Origin of the sequence: Thalassotalea agarivorans, assembly GCF_030295955.1 — a bacterium.
Lineage (GTDB): Bacteria > Pseudomonadota > Gammaproteobacteria > Enterobacterales > Alteromonadaceae > Thalassotalea_D > Thalassotalea_D agarivorans.
Genome location: NZ_AP027363.1, coordinates 3330952 through 3348343, shown reverse-complemented (window position 1 = coordinate 3348343; position 17392 = coordinate 3330952). Strand labels below are relative to the sequence as shown.

The window sequence follows — 17392 nt, the reverse complement described above, 5'->3', positions numbered from 1 at the left end:
GATATTGCATAAAAACCGATTTTTTTAGTGTAAGATCTACTAAGGATCGTTTGCGGATCCTTTTAAATAAATTCAACAATAAACGTTGACAATAACTCATAGGCGCTATAAAATTCGCGCTCATTTTTATACCTAGTATGCTCATTACGGCTGTTTTGCCAGGGCAACAACAACCGGACGGATAGTGTCATGAAAAGAACTTTTCAACCAAGTGTATTAAAGCGTAAGCGTAACCACGGTTTCCGTGCACGTATGGCTACTAAAAACGGTCGTGCTGTTTTAGCGCGTCGTCGTGCTAAAGGTCGTGCTCGTTTAAGCGCTTAATCTTTATTGCTATATAAAGATAGTGTAGCCACCATGGTTACTCACGAATTTAGTAGGGAGTCTCGTCTTTTGACTCCCGAACACTTTTCTAACGTATTCAAAAACCCTTCTAGATTTGGTTCCAGCCACTTCACCATTCTTGTTACACAAAACGAAAACAATATAAACCGTTTGGGCTTAGCAATCGCTAAAAAGCGTGTTAAATTAGCCGTGCAACGAAATCGTGTAAAAAGAATAATTCGCGAAAGTTATCGTTTAAATCAACATAAACTGCCCCATATAGATATGGTAGTAATGGTGAAATCGGGCATTGACCAACTTGAAAACCAACAAATTGAACAGCAATTGGCTTATATATGGCGAAAGATAAAACGGCGCCAGCCAAAGTAGCAATATTGCTGATTAAAGGATATCGCAAATTTCTGAGTCCTTTGTTGGGAAAAAACTGCCGCTTCCATCCTTCATGTTCGCGTTACGCAATTGAAGCGATAGAGCGTTTTGGTTTTTTTAAAGGGTGTAGGTTAGCAGCCAGAAGAATTTTAAAGTGTCATCCTTTTAATGAGGGCGGATTCGATCCTGTCCCTGGATCAGAAAAAGAGAAATAACAGACTATGGAATCACAACGCAACTTTTTGGTTATTGCGCTCGTGTTTGTCAGCTTCTTATTGTTTATGAAGTGGCAAGAAGATAACGCACCACAACAAGCGCCAGTTGAACAAGCAGCTACTAACCCTGCAGTTTCGACGCCAGCTGAGAGTGACGACTTTGTACCAACAGGTACTACAGAACAAGCCGCTCCTCAACAAGCTACAGTAGCTAATAGCCAACTTATTGAAGTAACAACAGATACACTTGCTGTAAAAATTAACACCAACGGCGGTGATATTGTTGAAGCAAAACTACTTCAATACAACGAAACAAATGAAGACGATTCAGACCCGTTTACGATTTTACAAAATGGTGATCACCGTTACATTGCGCAAAGTGGTTTAACAGGCCCTCAAGGTATCGATCGTACAGTAACCGGTCGTCCTATTTACGATGTATCTGCTTCTTCTTTTACGCTAGGTGACAAAGAAAGCCTAACTGTTGATTTAACCTATGTGTCTGAAGATGGCATTAATGTGGTTAAGTCATTTATTTTCACACGCGGTCACTATGACATTGAAGTGAAATATGACGTAACAAACAACACAGCTGCAAACGCTACTGTCCAATTATATGGTCAGTTAAAACAAGCAACGACTATCGCTTCAGGTTCTGGTTTGATTCCAACCTATCGTGGTGCTGCTTATTCAACAGCAGATACACGTTATGAAAAGTATGACTTTGACGATATTGCTGATGCTGCTCTAGCAGAAAAAACATCTGGTGGTTGGGTAGCAATGCTGCAACATTACTTCGTTTCTGCATGGGTACCACAAGATCAAGGCGTAAACGAGCTTTACACACGTAGCCATAATAATGCTGATGCTTCTATTGGCTTTAAAGCGCCAGCTGTTGCAATTGCACCAGGCGAAACAGGTACTACGTCGGCAAAACTATTTGTTGGCCCGAAAGACCAAGACGCGCTATCTGCGTTAGCACCTAACCTAGACCTAACAGTGGACTACGGTATTCTGTTCTTTATTAGTCAGCCGTTATTCTGGTTACTTACGTTAATCCAAGGTGTTGTGGTTAACTGGGGTATTGCCATTATTATCATTACTATCATTGTCAAAGGCATCATGTATCCGCTAACAAAAGCGCAATACACATCAATGGCGAAGATGCGTGCATTACAGCCGAAGATGGAACAGCTTAAGGCTCGTTTTGGTGACGACAGGCAGAAAATGTCTCAAGCAATGATGGAGCTGTACCGCAAAGAAAAAGTAAACCCTATGGGTGGTTGCTTACCTTTATTGATTCAAATGCCAATCTTCCTAGCATTGTATTGGGTATTCCTAGAGTCTGTAGAATTACGCCACGCTGAATTTGGTTTATGGCTAACAGACTTATCTGCAAAAGATCCGCTGTATATCTTACCTATCTTAATGGGTATCAGTATGTACATCATGCAGAAGATGCAACCAATGACGATTCAAGATCCTACACAACGTAAGATCATGCAGTATATGCCAGTAGCCTTTACTGTATTCTTTTTCTGGTTCCCATCAGGTCTAGTTTTATACTGGTTCATCAGTAACGTGATTTCTATCATCCAAATGAAGATAATCTTCAATCAGCTGGATAAACAGCAGAAGTAACCACGTACAAATGTTTGTGATAAAGCGAGGCAAAAGCCTCGCTTTTTTATTTGCTTTAATAATACGTTAGAATAGCGCGCATATAGTCTTGGAGAACATCAATGTCAGAAGTAACGCCCCTGCATCACAAAGAAACAATCGCCGCACAAGCGACGCCACCGGGTAGAGGTGGTGTTGGGATTATTCGTATTTCTGGTCCAGAAGCAAAAACCGTTGCCGAAAAACTACTAGGTAAAGTACCTGCTGTAAGAAAAGCAGAGTACTTGCCGTTTAACGACCTATCTGGACAAGCCCTCGACCAAGGCATTGCCCTGTTCTTTCAAGCGCCGAATTCTTTTACCGGTGAAGATGTGCTGGAGCTGCAAGGTCATGGTGGACCCGTCATTTTAGATATGCTGCTAAAAGAAGTACTAGCGGTAGATAAAGTGCGTATGGCAAACCCTGGTGAATTTAGTGAGCAAGCGTTTTTAAATGACAAACTCGATTTAACGCAAGCAGAAGCTATCGCCGACTTGATCAATTCAAGTTCAGAACAAGCTGCTCGCAGCGCGCTCCACTCACTGCAAGGTAGCTTTTCTACCTTAGTGCATAAAATGGTTGATGAGGTAATTCATCTGCGTATGTACGTTGAAGCTGCTATCGACTTCCCAGAAGAAGAAATTGATTTTCTTGCCGACGAAAAAGTCGTGAATGATCTAAAAGCGGTTATTAACAGCGTTGAAGATGTTAGGCAAAAAGCGCAGCAAGGTAGCTTAATGCGTGAAGGGATGCGCGTAGTTATTGCTGGCAGACCTAATGCCGGTAAATCAAGTTTATTAAATGCGTTAAGTGGTAAAGAAACCGCTATTGTTACAGACATAGCAGGCACAACTCGTGACGTCCTCTCTGAGCAAATTCATATTGATGGTATGCCTTTGCATATAATCGATACAGCGGGCTTAAGAGACAGTGCTGATGTGGTAGAACAAATAGGTATTGAGCGCGCCTGGGAAGAAATTAATCAGGCTGACCGAGTTTTGTTAATGGTCGACGCTTCAACCGAAGAAAGTTTAGATATTAAACAAATATGGCCTGAGTTTATTGAACGCCTACCAGACAATATGGGCCTTACTGTAGTTAGAAATAAAGCTGATGTTAGCGGCGACGTGATCCATCAAGCACAGTTAGACGACTTGAGTATCATTACGTTATCCGCAAAAACGGGAGAAGGCATATCACTGCTAACTGATCACTTAAAAGAAATCATGGGTTATCAGGGCAGCACTGAAGGTAGCTTTATGGCACGCAGACGTCACTTAGTAGCTTTAGACAACGCCTACAATCACCTCACAACAGGCTTAGCACAGCTTGAATCTTTTATGGCAGGGGAAATACTCGCTGAAGAGCTTCGTTTATGTCAGATAGAGCTGTCGCAAATAACCGGTGAATTTACTAGCGACGATTTACTCGGCAAGATCTTCTCTTCATTTTGTATTGGCAAGTAAGTGAAGGGTCGCTCCGCTTGAGGGGACAGGGAAAAAGGAACAGTGGCATTTTTTAAAGCAACGAATCAATTATAGTATTTAGAACTTAGTTTCTAGCCTCCTGAAACGAGATACGAGAATAACCCGTCATCCTGCACTATGATGCAGGATCTTAACAAATAAGGGCATGTTGAAGCATAGTGCAAGCGTCATGACAAAACCTTAAGCACGTTGCTAAGGGAGCACAAGGAAAGTTAGTGAAGGGTCGCTCCTTTAAGCCGCAGGCGATCTCAAAAAACATTCTTAGCAACCACTGGTCACCAAAATATAAATTGGCGGGCTGGTGGGACCGCTTGCTTGCTCATAGTCAAAATAGCAATTGTCGTCTTTAACTTGGCCATCACCATCAATGTCATAACCAATAAAGGTATTTGAAATACCCTCTTCTTCAACAACAAAATCCTCTGGAAAACCAATACGCTTAACAATGTCAGTATTGTCTAGATAAAACCTCTTTAAACGAATATCAACACCTGCCCCTAAATCTATTGAGCCATCACCATCAACATCTACATCAATAAGATCGGCTCTATTGGCTACAGGAACAGTAGAAAAGCTAGGCATTTGGCTTTTAATAAATAAGAAGTCATTGGCTTGTTGTGTCGCGACTTCTACTTGTTGAATGACTTTGATACGCGCGTCAGTTTGAATATTCACAAAGCGAGGTAGTGCCGTTACTGCAAGCACAGCTATAACGATAATAACTACTATCAATTCTATTAGGGTAAAGCCTTTAACTCTCATAACACCGTCTAAATTCGCTATGCTAAAACTGATGATAGATCGTACAAAACTACGAAACAATAGCAGAGATAGTATTAATCGCGTGATAAACTAACAACAACGTCAATAACCCATGCAGGACCATTTAGTGGCAATACAAATTATCGTTGGCAGCATGTTAGGTAACACAGAATATGTAGCAGAAGCATGCCAATCTGTGTTTGAAACACATTCTCTTGAAACTCAACTGCACTTTTCACCAGCATTTGAAGACATTATTTCAGATAAACAGTGCTGGTTACTTTGCACCTCTACACACGGCAATGGTGATTTCCCAGAGAACATTGAACAGTTCGTTGAAGATCTTACTCACAGCGAAGAACCATTGGCTGATCTTAACTTTGCGGTCGTTGCCATAGGGGACAGCAATTACGACACTTTCTGTCATGCCGGGAAAAACTTAGAAAAACTATTACTATCAAAGGGTTGTAAAAAAATAACCGATACTTTACTGCTCGATATGGCAGAAGATATAGATCCCGAAGCGTTAGCTGAAACCTGGTTAGCGCAGCATATTGATCTATTTAAGTGATCTTACTAAAGAGTTATTCACAAACTTAATCATAATTTTAAGGTATTGTGTATAACTCTTGTTATAACTGCTGTATTTCCCGTTATTATTCAGTGAATGTATTTTTTTGTAATTCTGGTTGTGGATAAAACACCGTTTTGATCAAAGGTTTTTCGCTAGAAGATCAAAGTTTGATCACAATTAATGATCTCGAAAAAAGTGTTATAAACCAATAGCTAAATGTACTTACCCACAGAAATAGGCTTACTTAATAAATAATAATAACAAGATCTTTATATAGATCTTTATATATTATTTAGGATCCCAACATGATCTTTTTCCTAAAATGATCATTCCCCTCACGCTTAAAAAAAGATAAAATACGTCTCTTTTTTAACTTTAAGATTTTAACGGTATATGTGGTATCAAGATTCATTTGACGTAATTGTTGTTGGCGGCGGACATGCAGGCACAGAAGCTTGTTTAGCAGCAGCGCGTATGGGCTGTAAAACGCTATTGCTTACGCACAACATTGATACGCTTGGACAAATGTCTTGTAACCCAGCTATTGGTGGCATTGGTAAAGGTCATTTAGTCAAAGAAATCGATGCACTTGGTGGATTAATGGCTGAAGCAATTGATCACGCTGCGATCCAATTTCGTACCTTAAATGCTAGTAAAGGCCCTGCTGTACGCGCAACCAGAGCGCAAGCAGATCGCTTGTTATACAAATCTTACGTTAGAAACTATTTAGAAAATCAAGAAAACCTGACTATTTTCCAACAACCTGTAGACGATTTGATCATTGAAAACGATCGCGTTACTGGCGTTTCTACGCAAATGGGTTTGAAATTTAAAGGGAAAACAGTTGTATTAACGGTTGGGACATTCCTTGCTGGCCAGATTCATATTGGCTTAAACAACTATCAAGGTGGGCGAGCAGGTGATCCTGCCAGTGTGACATTAGCACAGCGCCTTAAAGATCTGCCGTTTAGAATGGATCGTTTAAAAACAGGTACGCCACCAAGATTAGATGCTAGAACCCTTGATTTTTCAGTGATGCAAGAACAACCTGGCGATACACCAACTCCGGTGTTTTCGTTTATGGGATCACAAGAAGACCACCCACAACAGATTTCTTGTTACATCACGCATACCAATGAACAAACACATGATTTCATCCGTGAAGGATTAGACAGATCGCCAATGTATACTGGCGTGATTGAAGGCGTTGGCCCTCGTTATTGCCCGTCTATTGAAGACAAGATCATGCGTTTTGCAGACAAATCGTCGCATCAAATATTCGTTGAGCCCGAAGGTTTAACTACCCATGAAGTTTACCCGAACGGCATTTCAACAAGTTTACCGTTTGACGTGCAAATGAATTTAGTTCGCTCGATCAAAGGGTTTGAAAATGCTCATATTACGCGTCCTGGCTATGCTATCGAGTACGATTACTTTGATCCAAGAGACTTAAAACAGACGCTAGAGAGCAAGTTCATTGAAAACTTATACTTTGCAGGTCAAATAAACGGTACTACAGGCTATGAAGAAGCCGGCGCACAAGGGTTAATAGCTGCTGCCAATGCCGCAAACCGCGCTCAAGGCAAAGAAGATTTCACCTTAGGTCGCGATCAAGCATACCTAGGCGTATTGATTGACGATCTTGCGACCTTAGGGACAAAAGAACCTTACCGCATGTTTACCTCTCGTGCTGAATACCGTTTGCTACTGCGTGAAGACAATGCGGATATCCGCCTTACTGAACTTGGTCGTAAGCTTGGTTTGGTTGGCGACGACCGTTGGGCACGTTTCAATGAGAAAATGGAAAACATTGAGCAAGAGCGTCAACGATTAAAATCAATTTGGATCACCAAAGATCATCCAGCAGTGGACGAAATCAATCCATTGCTTAAAACACCGATTAGCCGTGAAGCGAGCTTAGAAGATTTAATCCGTCGTCCTGAAGTAAAATACAGTGAGTTAATGGCGGTTGAAGGCGTTGGCCCTGCCCTAGAAGACACACAAGCGGCTGAGCAAGTAGAGATACAAATTAAATACGCGGGTTATATCGATCGTCAGCAAGAAGATATTGCCAAGAAAAAGCGTCATGAAAATACGCTTATTCCGGTTGATTTTGACTATAGCCAAATTTCTGGATTGTCTAACGAAGTGGTTGCAAAGCTTACTGAAGCGAAACCAGAGACCATTGGAAAAGCATCAAGAATTTCGGGTATTACCCCTGCAGCAGTATCGCTATTACTGGTATACTTGAAAAAACATGGATTGCTTCGCAAATCAGCCTAATTCAACATGAATGTTTAGGAAAAGCGCGTAAAGCGCTTTTTCTTTGAGTAAAACACATGAATTTAAATGCCACATTAACGGACCTCATTGCCCAAACCTCATTGCAAGTTTCTGAGCAACAAATTGAAAAACTTGTTCAGTATGTATTGCTACTCGATAAATGGAATAAAGCATATAACCTCACTTCCGTGAGAGACCCGCAGGACATGCTTGTCAAGCATATTATGGACAGTTTAATGGTAGGCGAACATCTCAACGGAAATCACTTTATCGACGTTGGAACTGGACCTGGATTACCAGGAATTCCACTTTCTATCTTGTATCCTGATCGCAATTTTGTATTATTAGATAGTCTAGGTAAACGTGTCACTTTTCTTCGTCAGGTAGTTTATCAATTAAAATTATCTAACGTGACCCCGGTTAAATCTCGGGTAGAAGAGTTTTCGCCGGAAAAACCGTTCGACGGTGTGTTAAGTCGAGCATTTGCATCGCTACAAGATATGGTGCAATGGTGTCATCATTTGGTGTCGCCGACTCACGGTGTGTTTTATGCACTTAAAGGTGTTTACCCAGAAGAAGAAATTACACAATTGCCTGCTAGCATTTCACTAGTAGACAGTAACGAAATAAAGGTACCAGGGCTAACGGGTGAGCGACATGTGCTGACCTTAAAAAGAAACGATTAGCGCTGTATACACTGTGCATTAACCCAATTATTAGAATTATTACCGAGGGTATTGTGGGAAAAATTATCGCGGTTGCCAACCAGAAAGGTGGCGTAGGTAAAACAACAACTTCCGTAAATTTAGCTGCCTCTTTAGCAGCAACAAAACGCAAAGTATTGTTAATTGATCTTGATCCTCAAGGCAACGCTACTATGGGTAGTGGTGTCGACAAATACGAGGTGCCGGCAACCTGCTTTGAATTACTGATTGAAGAACAGCCTTTTGAAGACGTCGTTGTTAAAGAAACGGCGGGTATTTATCATCTTATCGCTGCCAACACTGACGTAACGGCCTGTGAAATCAAATTGATGGAAATGTATGCCCGTGAACAACGTTTAAAAATGGCGTTAGACACGATAAAGCATGAATATGACTTCATCATTATCGACTGCCCTCCTTCGTTAAACATGTTAACCGTTAATGCGATGACCGCCGCAGATTCCGTACTGGTACCAATGCAATGCGAATACTACGCATTAGAAGGTTTAACGGCGCTAATGGATACTATTTCTAAACTAACTAGCGTAGTAAACGGTGACTTACATATCGAAGGAATTCTTCGCACTATGTACGATCCGCGTAATCGTTTAGCCAACGACGTATCAGAACAATTAAAAAATCATTTTGGCGAAAAAGTCTATCGCACGGTTATTCCACGCAATGTACGATTAGCTGAAGCACCGAGTTTTGGCGCGCCAGTAATGTATTACGACAAATCGTCAACAGGCGCAAAAGCCTATTTAGCACTAGCGGGCGAAATTATTCGTCGCAGTGAAAACAATCAATCTAGTGCTGCGTAAGCTGCAGTAAACGACCAAGGATAATTATGAGCCCGTCAAAGCGAAGAGGTTTAGGCAGAGGATTAGACGCTCTGCTAACCACACCAGCTGCTAGTAGCCCATCAAACAGCCAAGATGCAAATGCTGGTGCAGCTAAAAATGAACTGCAAAAATTACCGATTGAGCAATTACAGCCGGGTAAGTACCAACCACGCAAAGATATGTCTCCTGAAGCCTTAGAGGAACTGTCTAGTTCAATCAAGGTACAGGGTATCATTCAACCGATTGTGGTGCGTCCTGTAGGTAAAGACGCTTATGAAATTATTGCCGGTGAACGCCGCTGGCGCGCATCACAGTTAGCGGGTATCGATACAGTTCCTTGCTTAGTGAAAGATGTGCCAGATGAAGCCGCTGTTGCGATGGCGCTGATTGAAAATATCCAGCGTGAAGATCTTAATGCGATGGAAGAAGCGGTCGCGCTTGAAAGATTATTGGTAGAATTTGAATTAACCCATCAAGAAGTGGCGGAAGCGGTAGGTAAATCACGTACCACAGTAACTAACTTGCTACGTCTAAACAACTTGAATGGTGAAGTAAAAACCTTACTTGAACATGGCGACATTGAAATGGGTCATGCACGCGCATTGTTGGCGCTTGAAGGTGACGAGCAAACAACAACAGCCAGAACGGTTGTGGCCAAAGACTTAACGGTAAGAGAAACAGAAGCCTTTATCAAAAAAGTGCAAGCTGGCCCGGTGGAAAAAGTGGTTAAAGAAAAAGATCCAGACACCAAAGCGTTAGAGCAAAAGTTATCTGAACATTTAGGTAGTGCCGTACAAATTAGCCACAACCAAAAAGGTAAAGGTAAACTTGTGATTAACTATGCTAACCTTGAACAACTCGATGGCATTTTGTCGCGAATAAAATAAAACACGATTACATAAAATAGGAACTTCGGTTCCTATTTTTTTGGCCCATTTTAGGCCTTGGTTAGCATCAATTTAACATTTGCCTATAGAGTAAATTGTTCATTACAAAAAGGTGCTTGTTTTTTGCACTGTTGAGGTGAAGCAAATGCCCTATTTTGTTGCAATAAATAGCAAAAAGAGTATACTTGCGCCAAACATTTATATGTCTAATTTTAGTCATGTAAATTAAGACATTAACGACGAAACAGATAAAGGAGTTTTCCTTGGCCAATAAGCTCGTACAGCCAGGTAGAAAATTCGCGATAAAACAAATACTTATTGCCCTTCTTGTTACTGTTCTTTGTAGTGTTATAAATTTTATTTACTGGGGAACACCATCAGGTCAATCAGCCTTGATTGGTGGATTCGTTGCGATTATTCCCAGTATTATTTTTGCTTATAAAGCGTTTCAATTTGCAGGCGCTAGCGCATCAAAAAAAGTAATCGATGCGTTTTTTATGGGTGAAAAATTAAAATTGGTATTAACGGCTGTATTATTTGCGATTTCATTTCGTTTTTTCTCGATTGAGCCGATACCTTTTTTTGCAACCTATTTTTTGACGTTGGTAGCCCCCATGCTGCTAGCGATAAATAACAAGTTTACGTTTAATTAACTTTAATAATTGGGATAGAAGATGGCACAAGACACTAGTTCTTACATCCAACATCACTTGACTAACGCTAAGATGTGTACAGTTGACGGTAACATCGCTTTTAACAAAGCATGTGCTGACGCCGGTTTCTGGACAGTAAACATCGATACCTTGCTTTGGTCTTTGGTATTGGGTCTGACCTTTCTTATGATTTTCCGCTCTGTAGCTAAAAAAGCGACAACTGGCGTACCTGGAAAACTTCAGTGTGCGGTAGAAATGGTCGTTGAATTTGTCGACAAGAGTGTGAAAGAAACTTTTCACGGTAAAAACGCATTAATTGCGCCATTATCTTTAACGATATTCGTTTGGGTATTGTTAATGAACATTATGGACTGGATACCAGTTGACCTTATTCCTACCATCGCTGGTTGGATTGGTGCAACAACTATGGGTATGGATCCACATGACGTTTACATCAAATCAGTACCTACTACTGATATGAACATGACGTTCGGTTTAAGTATCGGTGTATTCATTCTTATCATCTACTATTCAATTAAAGTGAAAGGCTTTGGTGGCTTTACTAAAGAGCTAACTATGCAGCCGTTCAACCATTGGGCATTTATCCCAGTGAACTTTATTCTTGAAACCGTTACTTTGATCGCTCGTCCAGTGTCGTTGGCACTACGTTTGTTCGGTAACTTATACGCGAGTGAATTGATCTTCATCTTGATCGCAACACTTGGCGTATGGTCATTATTTGGACCGCACTTTATGTGGGCTGCGTTCCATTTATTAGTTCTACCATTGCAAGCATTCATTTTCATGATGTTAACCATCGTGTACTTGAGCTTGGCACATGAAGACCACTAATTTAGCGGTCTTAGAAAGAGTTTTTTTAATTTTTACTTTATAACTTACTTTAAATAATCGGAGATAAATATGTTATATATCGCTGTTGCTTTACTAATCGGTTTAGGTGCTCTTGGTACTGCGATTGGTTTCGGTCTTTTAGGTGGTAAATTCCTAGAGTCTGCTGCACGTCAACCAGAACTAGCACCTCAACTTCAAGTTAAGATGTTCATCGTAGCTGGTCTTATCGATGCGATCGCTATGATCGGTGTTGGTATTGGCTTATATCTACTATTCGCTGTTGGTGCATAAGAGTCACTACGTTAATCCGCGAATTTACTAGATATAGGAGGTACACAAATGAACATTAACTCTACATTAATTTATGAATTAATCGCATTTGTTGTATTTGTACTTTTCTGCATGAAGTATGTATGGCCGCCACTAATGGCTGCTATCGAAGAGCGTCAAAAAACTATTGCTGACGGTCTTGCTGCTTCTGACCGCGCTGCTAAAGATCTTGAGCTTGCTCAAGAAAAAGCTGCTGCGCAACTTAAAGAAGCAAAAGCACAAGCTGCTGAAATCGTTGAAGCTGCTAAAAAGCGCGAAAATCAAATGATTGAAGAAGCTGCAGAAAAAGCACAGGCTGAGCGTGAGAAAATCATCGCTTCTGGCCATGCAGAAATAGAGACTGAGCGTAACCGTGCTAAAGAAGAGCTGCGTAAACAAGTAGCAACTCTTGCTGTAGTAGGTGCCGAGAAAATTCTTGAGCGCTCAATTGATGCCGCTGCACACAGCGACATCTTAGACAAATTAGTTGCTGAACTTTAAGAGGGAGATGAGCTATGTCTGAATTGACAACTATTGCTCGCCCTTACGCTAAAGCAGCGTTCGATTTTGCTGTTGAAGCAAACGCCGTTGACGCGTGGTTAGAAATGTTAGTATTTGCTGCTGAAGTAGCAAATAACGACACGATGGCCAACTACCTTTCAGGTGGCGCGTCTGTTGAACAAGCACAAGATTTATTCTTGAAAGTTTGTGGCGAGCAGCTCAACGAGAAAGGCCAAAACTTAATTAAAGTTATGGCTGAAAACGAACGTCTGTTGGTGCTACCACAGGTTGCTCAGTTATATATTGAACTTAAAGCTGAGTATGAAAAAGAAATTACTGTGGATGTTACATCTGCTGTAGAAATTACAGCGGAACAACAAACATCATTAAGCGCCGCGCTTGAAAAGCGTTTGGCACGTAAAGTGAAGCTAAATTGTGTAGTAGACGATGCTGTTGTATCTGGCTTAATTATTAAAGCTGGTGACATGGTAATCGATGGTTCAGTTAGAGGTAAACTGGATCGCTTAGCTACAACAATGCAATCTTAACTGGGGAACAGAGCATGCAACTGAATTCCACTGAAATCGCTGAATTGATCAAAAATCGTATTGACCAATTTGACGTAGTTAGTGAAGCTCGTAACGAAGGTACTATCGTTTCTGTAACAGACGGTATCATTCGCATCCATGGTCTTGCCGATGTAATGCAAGGCGAGATGATCGAACTTCCAGGCAACCGCTACGCTATCGCACTTAACCTTGAGCGCGATTCTGTAGGTGCTGTTGTTATGGGTCCATACGCGGACCTTGCTGAAGGCGTAAAAGTTAAAGGTACTGGCCGTATTTTGGAAGTACCAGTAGGTCGTGGCTTATTAGGCCGCGTAGTAAACACACTAGGTGAACCAATCGATGGTAAAGGCCCAATCGAAAACGATGGCTACTCTCCAATCGAAGTTGTTGCACCAGGTGTTATCGATCGTAAATCGGTTGATGAGCCAGTACAAACTGGTATCAAGTCAATCGACTCAATGATTCCAATCGGTCGTGGTCAACGTGAGCTTATCATCGGTGACCGTCAAATCGGTAAATCAGCGATCGCATTAGACGCAATTATTAACCAGAAGAACACAGGCATTAAGTGTGTGTACGTAGCTATCGGTCAGAAAGCTTCAACGGTTGCTAACGTTGTACGTTCTTTAGAAGAACACGGCGCGTTAGAAAACACTATCGTTGTTGTAGCATCTGCTTCTGAAGCAGCGGCACTTCAGTACTTATCAGCTTACTCTGGTTGTACAATGGGTGAATACTTCCGTGACCGCGGTGAAGACGCATTAATCGTATATGATGATTTATCTAAGCAAGCTGTTGCTTACCGTCAAATCTCATTGCTACTTCGTCGTCCACCAGGTCGTGAAGCATACCCAGGTGACGTTTTCTACTTGCACTCACGTCTACTAGAACGTGCTGCACGTGTTAACGAAGAATACGTAGAGAAGTTCACAAACGGTGAAGTGAAAGGTAAAACAGGTTCTTTAACTGCATTGCCTATCATTGAAACGCAAGCGGGTGACGTTTCTGCATTCGTACCAACTAACGTAATCTCGATTACTGATGGTCAGATCTTCCTTGAAGCTGACTTATTCAACGCAGGTATTCGTCCAGCGGTTAACGCTGGTATCTCGGTATCTCGTGTTGGTGGTGCTGCACAAACTAAAATCATCAAGAAACTTGGTGGTGGTATCCGTTTAGCACTTGCACAATATCGTGAACTTGCTGCTTTCGCTCAATTCGCATCAGACCTTGATGACGCTACTCGTGCACAATTAGAGCACGGTCAACGCGTAACTGAATTGATGAAGCAAAAGCAATACAGCCCGCTTTCTATCGCTGAAACAGCGGTATCATTATTTGCAGCTGAAAAAGGTTTCTTAACTGACATCGAAATTAACAAAGTTGTTGATTTTGAAGCAGCTTTGCATACCTATGTAAATAACGAGAAAGCTGAGTTGATGGCTAAGATCAACGAAAAAGGTGACTACGATAAAGACATCGAAGCTGGTTTGACGGAAGCTATTGAATCTTTCAAAGCTACGCAAACTTGGTAATTAGTTAACCCTTTTCGGAGAGAATAGTCATGTCCGGCGCTAAAGAGATAAAATCGAAGATTGGAAGTGTACAAAATACACAGAAGATCACCAGCGCAATGGAAATGGTTGCAGCCAGTAAGATGCGTCGCGCACAAGACGCGATGGCTGCTTCTCGTCCATACGCTGAAAATATGCGAAATGTGATCGGTCACATCGCGCTAGGTAACCTTGAATATCGCCATCCATATTTGGAAGAGCGTGAGGTTAAGCGCGTAGGCTATATCGTTGTCTCTACCGACCGTGGCTTGTGTGGTGGTTTGAACATTAACTTGTTCAAAAAGACATTAGCAGATGCTGCCAAATGGCAGGAACAAGGTGCAGAAGTTGAATTTGGTGTTGTTGGCTCTAAAGCTACTGCCTTCTTCAACAATATGGGCGCTAATGTTACATCACAAGTTTCTGGTTTAGGTGATAAACCATCAGTAACAGACCTTATCGGTAGCGTTAAGGTGATGTTAGATGCATATGACAACGGTGATATAGACAGGCTTTTCGTTGTGTATAACAAATTTGTTAACACGATGACGCAAGAGCCTAGTATCGATCAACTTTTACCTTTGCCTAAGTCTGACGATGACGAAATCAAACATCGTTGGGATTATTTATACGAGCCAGATGCGCAAGCATTACTTGATCAATTGTTGGTTCGTTATATTGAATCTCAGGTATATCAGGGTGTAGTAGAAAACCTAGCATGTGAGCAAGCTGCTCGTATGGTAGCGATGAAAGCTGCAACTGATAATGCTGGCGATATTATCGACAGCTTACAATTGGTATACAACAAGGCGCGTCAAGCAAGCATCACTCAAGAATTGAGTGAGATTGTTGCTGGTGCAGCTGCGGTATAGGCACAGGTTTAAACTTTAAAGAGGAATAAACATGAGTACAGGTAAAGTCGTCCAAATCATTGGCGCAGTTGTGGATGTAGAATTCCCACAAGATGCTGTACCTCAGGTATATGACGCGTTAAACATAACAGAAGGCGACCTAAGCGGTCTTACATTGGAAGTACAACAACAACTAGGTGGTGGTGTTGTACGTACAATCGCTATGGGTTCTTCTGATGGTTTACGTCGTGGCCTGACAGTAGAAAACACAGGCAACCCAATTCAAGTACCAGTGGGTAAAGAAACCCTTGGTCGTATCATGAACGTTTTGGGTGAAGCAATTGATGAAGCTGGTCCAATCGGCGAAGAAGAGCGTTGGTCAATCCACCGTGAAGCTCCTTCGTATGAAGATCAGTCAAACTCAAACGAATTACTAGAAACTGGTATCAAAGTAATCGACTTAGTATGTCCATTCGCTAAGGGTGGTAAAGTTGGTTTATTCGGTGGTGCTGGTGTTGGTAAAACCGTTAACATGATGGAACTTATCCGTAACATCGCTATCGAGCACAGTGGTTACTCAGTATTCGCTGGTGTTGGTGAGCGTACTCGTGAGGGTAACGATTTCTATCACGAAATGAGTGAATCAAACGTACTAGACAAAGTATCACTAGTTTACGGTCAAATGAATGAGCCACCGGGTAACCGTCTTCGTGTTGCGATGACTGGTCTTACTATGGCTGAGAAGTTCCGTGACGAAGGTCGTGACGTACTTTTCTTCGTAGATAACATCTACCGTTACACACTAGCGGGTACAGAGGTATCTGCACTTCTAGGTCGTATGCCATCAGCGGTAGGTTACCAACCTACACTTGCTGAGGAAATGGGTGTACTTCAAGAGCGTATCACGTCAACTAAGACGGGTTCAATCACGTCAATCCAAGCGGTATACGTACCTGCGGATGACTTAACTGACCCATCTCCAGCAACGACATTCGCTCACTTAGATGCAACAGTTGTACTTAGCCGTGACATCGCTGCGCAAGGTATCTACCCTGCAATCGATCCACTAGATTCAACTTCACGTCAGCTTGACCCACTAGTAGTTGGTACAGAGCACTATGAAGTTGCACGTGGCGTACAGTCAGTACTTCAACGTTATAAAGAACTTAAAGATATCATCGCTATCCTAGGTATGGACGAGTTATCTGAAGAAGATAAGCAAACAGTTGACCGTGCTCGTAAGATCACGCGTTTCTTATCTCAACCGTTCTTCGTTGCTGAAGTATTTACTGGTTCTCCAGGTAAGTATGTACCACTTAAAGACACAATTAGTGGCTTTAAAGCAATCCTTGCTGGTGAATACGATCACTTACCAGAGCAAGCTTTCTACATGGTAGGTAGCATTGAAGAAGCGGCTGAAAAAGCCTCTTCAATGTAATCGGCTGAGAAACTAGCTTAGGAGGTCAACATGGCAGCAATGACGGTAAATCTTAATGTAGTAAGTGCAGAAGAAAGCTTATTTTCTGGTCGCATTGAATCATTACAGATCACTGGTAGCGAAGGTGAACTAGGTGTTATGCCTGGTCATGCACCTTTGCTGACCTCACTAAAACCTGGTATGGCACGTATCGTTAAGCAAGGTGGTGAAGAAGAAGTTCTTTATCTATCTGGCGGTATGTTAGAAGTTCAGCCAAACGGTGTTACTGTTTTGGCTGACGTAGCAACGCGTGCAGACGACCTAGACCAAACAGCTGCAGAAGAAGCTAAGCAACGCGCTGAAGAGCAAATGAATGCTCAAGACGGTAACGTTGATTACGCTGAAGCTGCAATTGAACTAGCTCGTGCTGTAGCACAACTACGTGCAATCCAAGCGCTTAAGAAAAAACTTTAAGCGTTATTCAATTAAGCACTAAGTTTTAGTGAAGTTAAAAAGCGGCTATTAAGCCGCTTTTTTTATCGCTTTTATCCACCCAATCC

20 protein-coding genes are annotated in these 17392 nt (G+C 41.8%); 19 read left to right on the top strand and 1 reads right to left on the bottom strand.

Annotated features, from left to right (window positions below; translation table 11 throughout):
* Positions 1-189: 189 nt before the first annotated feature.
* From rpmH to mnmE, 5 genes are all read left to right on the top strand, one after another.
* Complete coding sequence (gene rpmH / locus QUD85_RS15260; protein WP_074496262.1) at positions 190-324, top strand: 50S ribosomal protein L34; 135 nt, start codon at positions 190-192, stop codon at positions 322-324.
* Between the two features lie 33 nt (positions 325-357).
* Positions 358-714: a ribonuclease P protein component gene (rnpA, locus tag QUD85_RS15255; RefSeq protein WP_093330762.1), complete on the top strand. Its 357-nt coding sequence runs from the start codon at positions 358-360 to the stop codon at positions 712-714.
* Entirely contained in the window at positions 681-929 is a 249-nt protein-coding gene (yidD, locus tag QUD85_RS15250; RefSeq protein ID WP_093330760.1) for a membrane protein insertion efficiency factor YidD, read from the top strand. Before rnpA ends, yidD begins: the two co-directional genes overlap by 34 nt.
* A gap of 6 nt (positions 930-935) precedes the next feature.
* Positions 936-2570: a membrane protein insertase YidC gene (yidC, locus tag QUD85_RS15245; protein ID WP_093330757.1), complete on the top strand. Its 1635-nt coding sequence runs from the start codon at positions 936-938 to the stop codon at positions 2568-2570.
* Between the two features lie 101 nt (positions 2571-2671).
* Positions 2672-4054 (top strand): tRNA uridine-5-carboxymethylaminomethyl(34) synthesis GTPase MnmE, encoded by a 1383-nt coding sequence (gene mnmE, locus QUD85_RS15240; protein ID WP_177168917.1) that lies wholly within the window; start codon positions 2672-2674, stop codon positions 4052-4054.
* A gap of 282 nt (positions 4055-4336) precedes the next feature.
* On the opposite strand, the gene QUD85_RS15235 is transcribed toward mnmE, so the two are convergent.
* Positions 4337-4837, bottom strand: coding sequence for a prepilin-type N-terminal cleavage/methylation domain-containing protein (locus tag QUD85_RS15235; protein ID WP_093330755.1), 501 nt, complete (start codon positions 4835-4837; stop codon positions 4337-4339).
* Positions 4838-4964: 127 nt separating this feature from the next.
* Here QUD85_RS15235 and QUD85_RS15230 point away from each other — a divergent pair, with 127 nt between their 5' ends.
* The 14 genes from QUD85_RS15230 to QUD85_RS15165 all read left to right on the top strand — a co-directional run bounded on the left by QUD85_RS15230 (position 4965) and on the right by QUD85_RS15165 (position 17306).
* Entirely contained in the window at positions 4965-5408 is a 444-nt protein-coding gene (locus tag QUD85_RS15230; RefSeq protein ID WP_245732128.1) for a flavodoxin domain-containing protein, read from the top strand.
* A 396-nt stretch (positions 5409-5804) separates the two neighbouring features.
* Positions 5805-7694: a tRNA uridine-5-carboxymethylaminomethyl(34) synthesis enzyme MnmG gene (gene mnmG / locus QUD85_RS15225; RefSeq protein WP_093330750.1), complete on the top strand. Its 1890-nt coding sequence runs from the start codon at positions 5805-5807 to the stop codon at positions 7692-7694.
* Between the two features lie 56 nt (positions 7695-7750).
* On the top strand, positions 7751-8380 hold the full coding sequence (rsmG, locus tag QUD85_RS15220) for a 16S rRNA (guanine(527)-N(7))-methyltransferase RsmG (protein ID WP_093330746.1): 630 nt from the start codon (positions 7751-7753) through the stop codon (positions 8378-8380).
* Positions 8381-8433: 53 nt separating this feature from the next.
* Entirely contained in the window at positions 8434-9219 is a 786-nt protein-coding gene (locus QUD85_RS15215; RefSeq protein WP_093330743.1) for a ParA family protein, read from the top strand.
* A 26-nt stretch (positions 9220-9245) separates the two neighbouring features.
* Complete coding sequence (locus QUD85_RS15210; protein WP_093330739.1) at positions 9246-10127, top strand: ParB/RepB/Spo0J family partition protein; 882 nt, start codon at positions 9246-9248, stop codon at positions 10125-10127.
* A 263-nt stretch (positions 10128-10390) separates the two neighbouring features.
* A complete protein-coding gene (locus tag QUD85_RS15205; protein ID WP_177168916.1) occupies positions 10391-10780 on the top strand; it encodes an ATP synthase subunit I in 390 nt (129 codons plus the stop codon).
* 21 nt (positions 10781-10801) lie between these two features.
* Positions 10802-11632: a F0F1 ATP synthase subunit A gene (atpB, locus tag QUD85_RS15200; protein ID WP_093330734.1), complete on the top strand. Its 831-nt coding sequence runs from the start codon at positions 10802-10804 to the stop codon at positions 11630-11632.
* Positions 11633-11701: 69 nt separating this feature from the next.
* Entirely contained in the window at positions 11702-11923 is a 222-nt protein-coding gene (gene atpE, locus QUD85_RS15195) for a F0F1 ATP synthase subunit C (RefSeq protein ID WP_089153031.1), read from the top strand.
* A gap of 48 nt (positions 11924-11971) precedes the next feature.
* Positions 11972-12442: a F0F1 ATP synthase subunit B gene (gene atpF / locus QUD85_RS15190; RefSeq protein ID WP_093330727.1), complete on the top strand. Its 471-nt coding sequence runs from the start codon at positions 11972-11974 to the stop codon at positions 12440-12442.
* 14 nt (positions 12443-12456) lie between these two features.
* Positions 12457-12990: a F0F1 ATP synthase subunit delta gene (atpH, locus tag QUD85_RS15185; protein WP_093330725.1), complete on the top strand. Its 534-nt coding sequence runs from the start codon at positions 12457-12459 to the stop codon at positions 12988-12990.
* Between the two features lie 14 nt (positions 12991-13004).
* Positions 13005-14546 carry a F0F1 ATP synthase subunit alpha gene (gene atpA / locus QUD85_RS15180; protein WP_093330722.1) on the top strand — a complete coding sequence of 514 codons (1542 nt, stop codon included), beginning with the start codon at positions 13005-13007 and terminating at the stop codon, positions 14544-14546.
* A gap of 29 nt (positions 14547-14575) precedes the next feature.
* Entirely contained in the window at positions 14576-15436 is an 861-nt protein-coding gene (atpG, locus tag QUD85_RS15175; RefSeq protein WP_093330719.1) for a F0F1 ATP synthase subunit gamma, read from the top strand.
* Positions 15437-15467: 31 nt separating this feature from the next.
* Complete coding sequence (gene atpD, locus QUD85_RS15170; RefSeq protein WP_093330717.1) at positions 15468-16853, top strand: F0F1 ATP synthase subunit beta; 1386 nt, start codon at positions 15468-15470, stop codon at positions 16851-16853.
* A 30-nt stretch (positions 16854-16883) separates the two neighbouring features.
* Entirely contained in the window at positions 16884-17306 is a 423-nt protein-coding gene (locus QUD85_RS15165) for a F0F1 ATP synthase subunit epsilon (protein ID WP_093330714.1), read from the top strand.
* Positions 17307-17392: the final 86 nt, after the last annotated feature.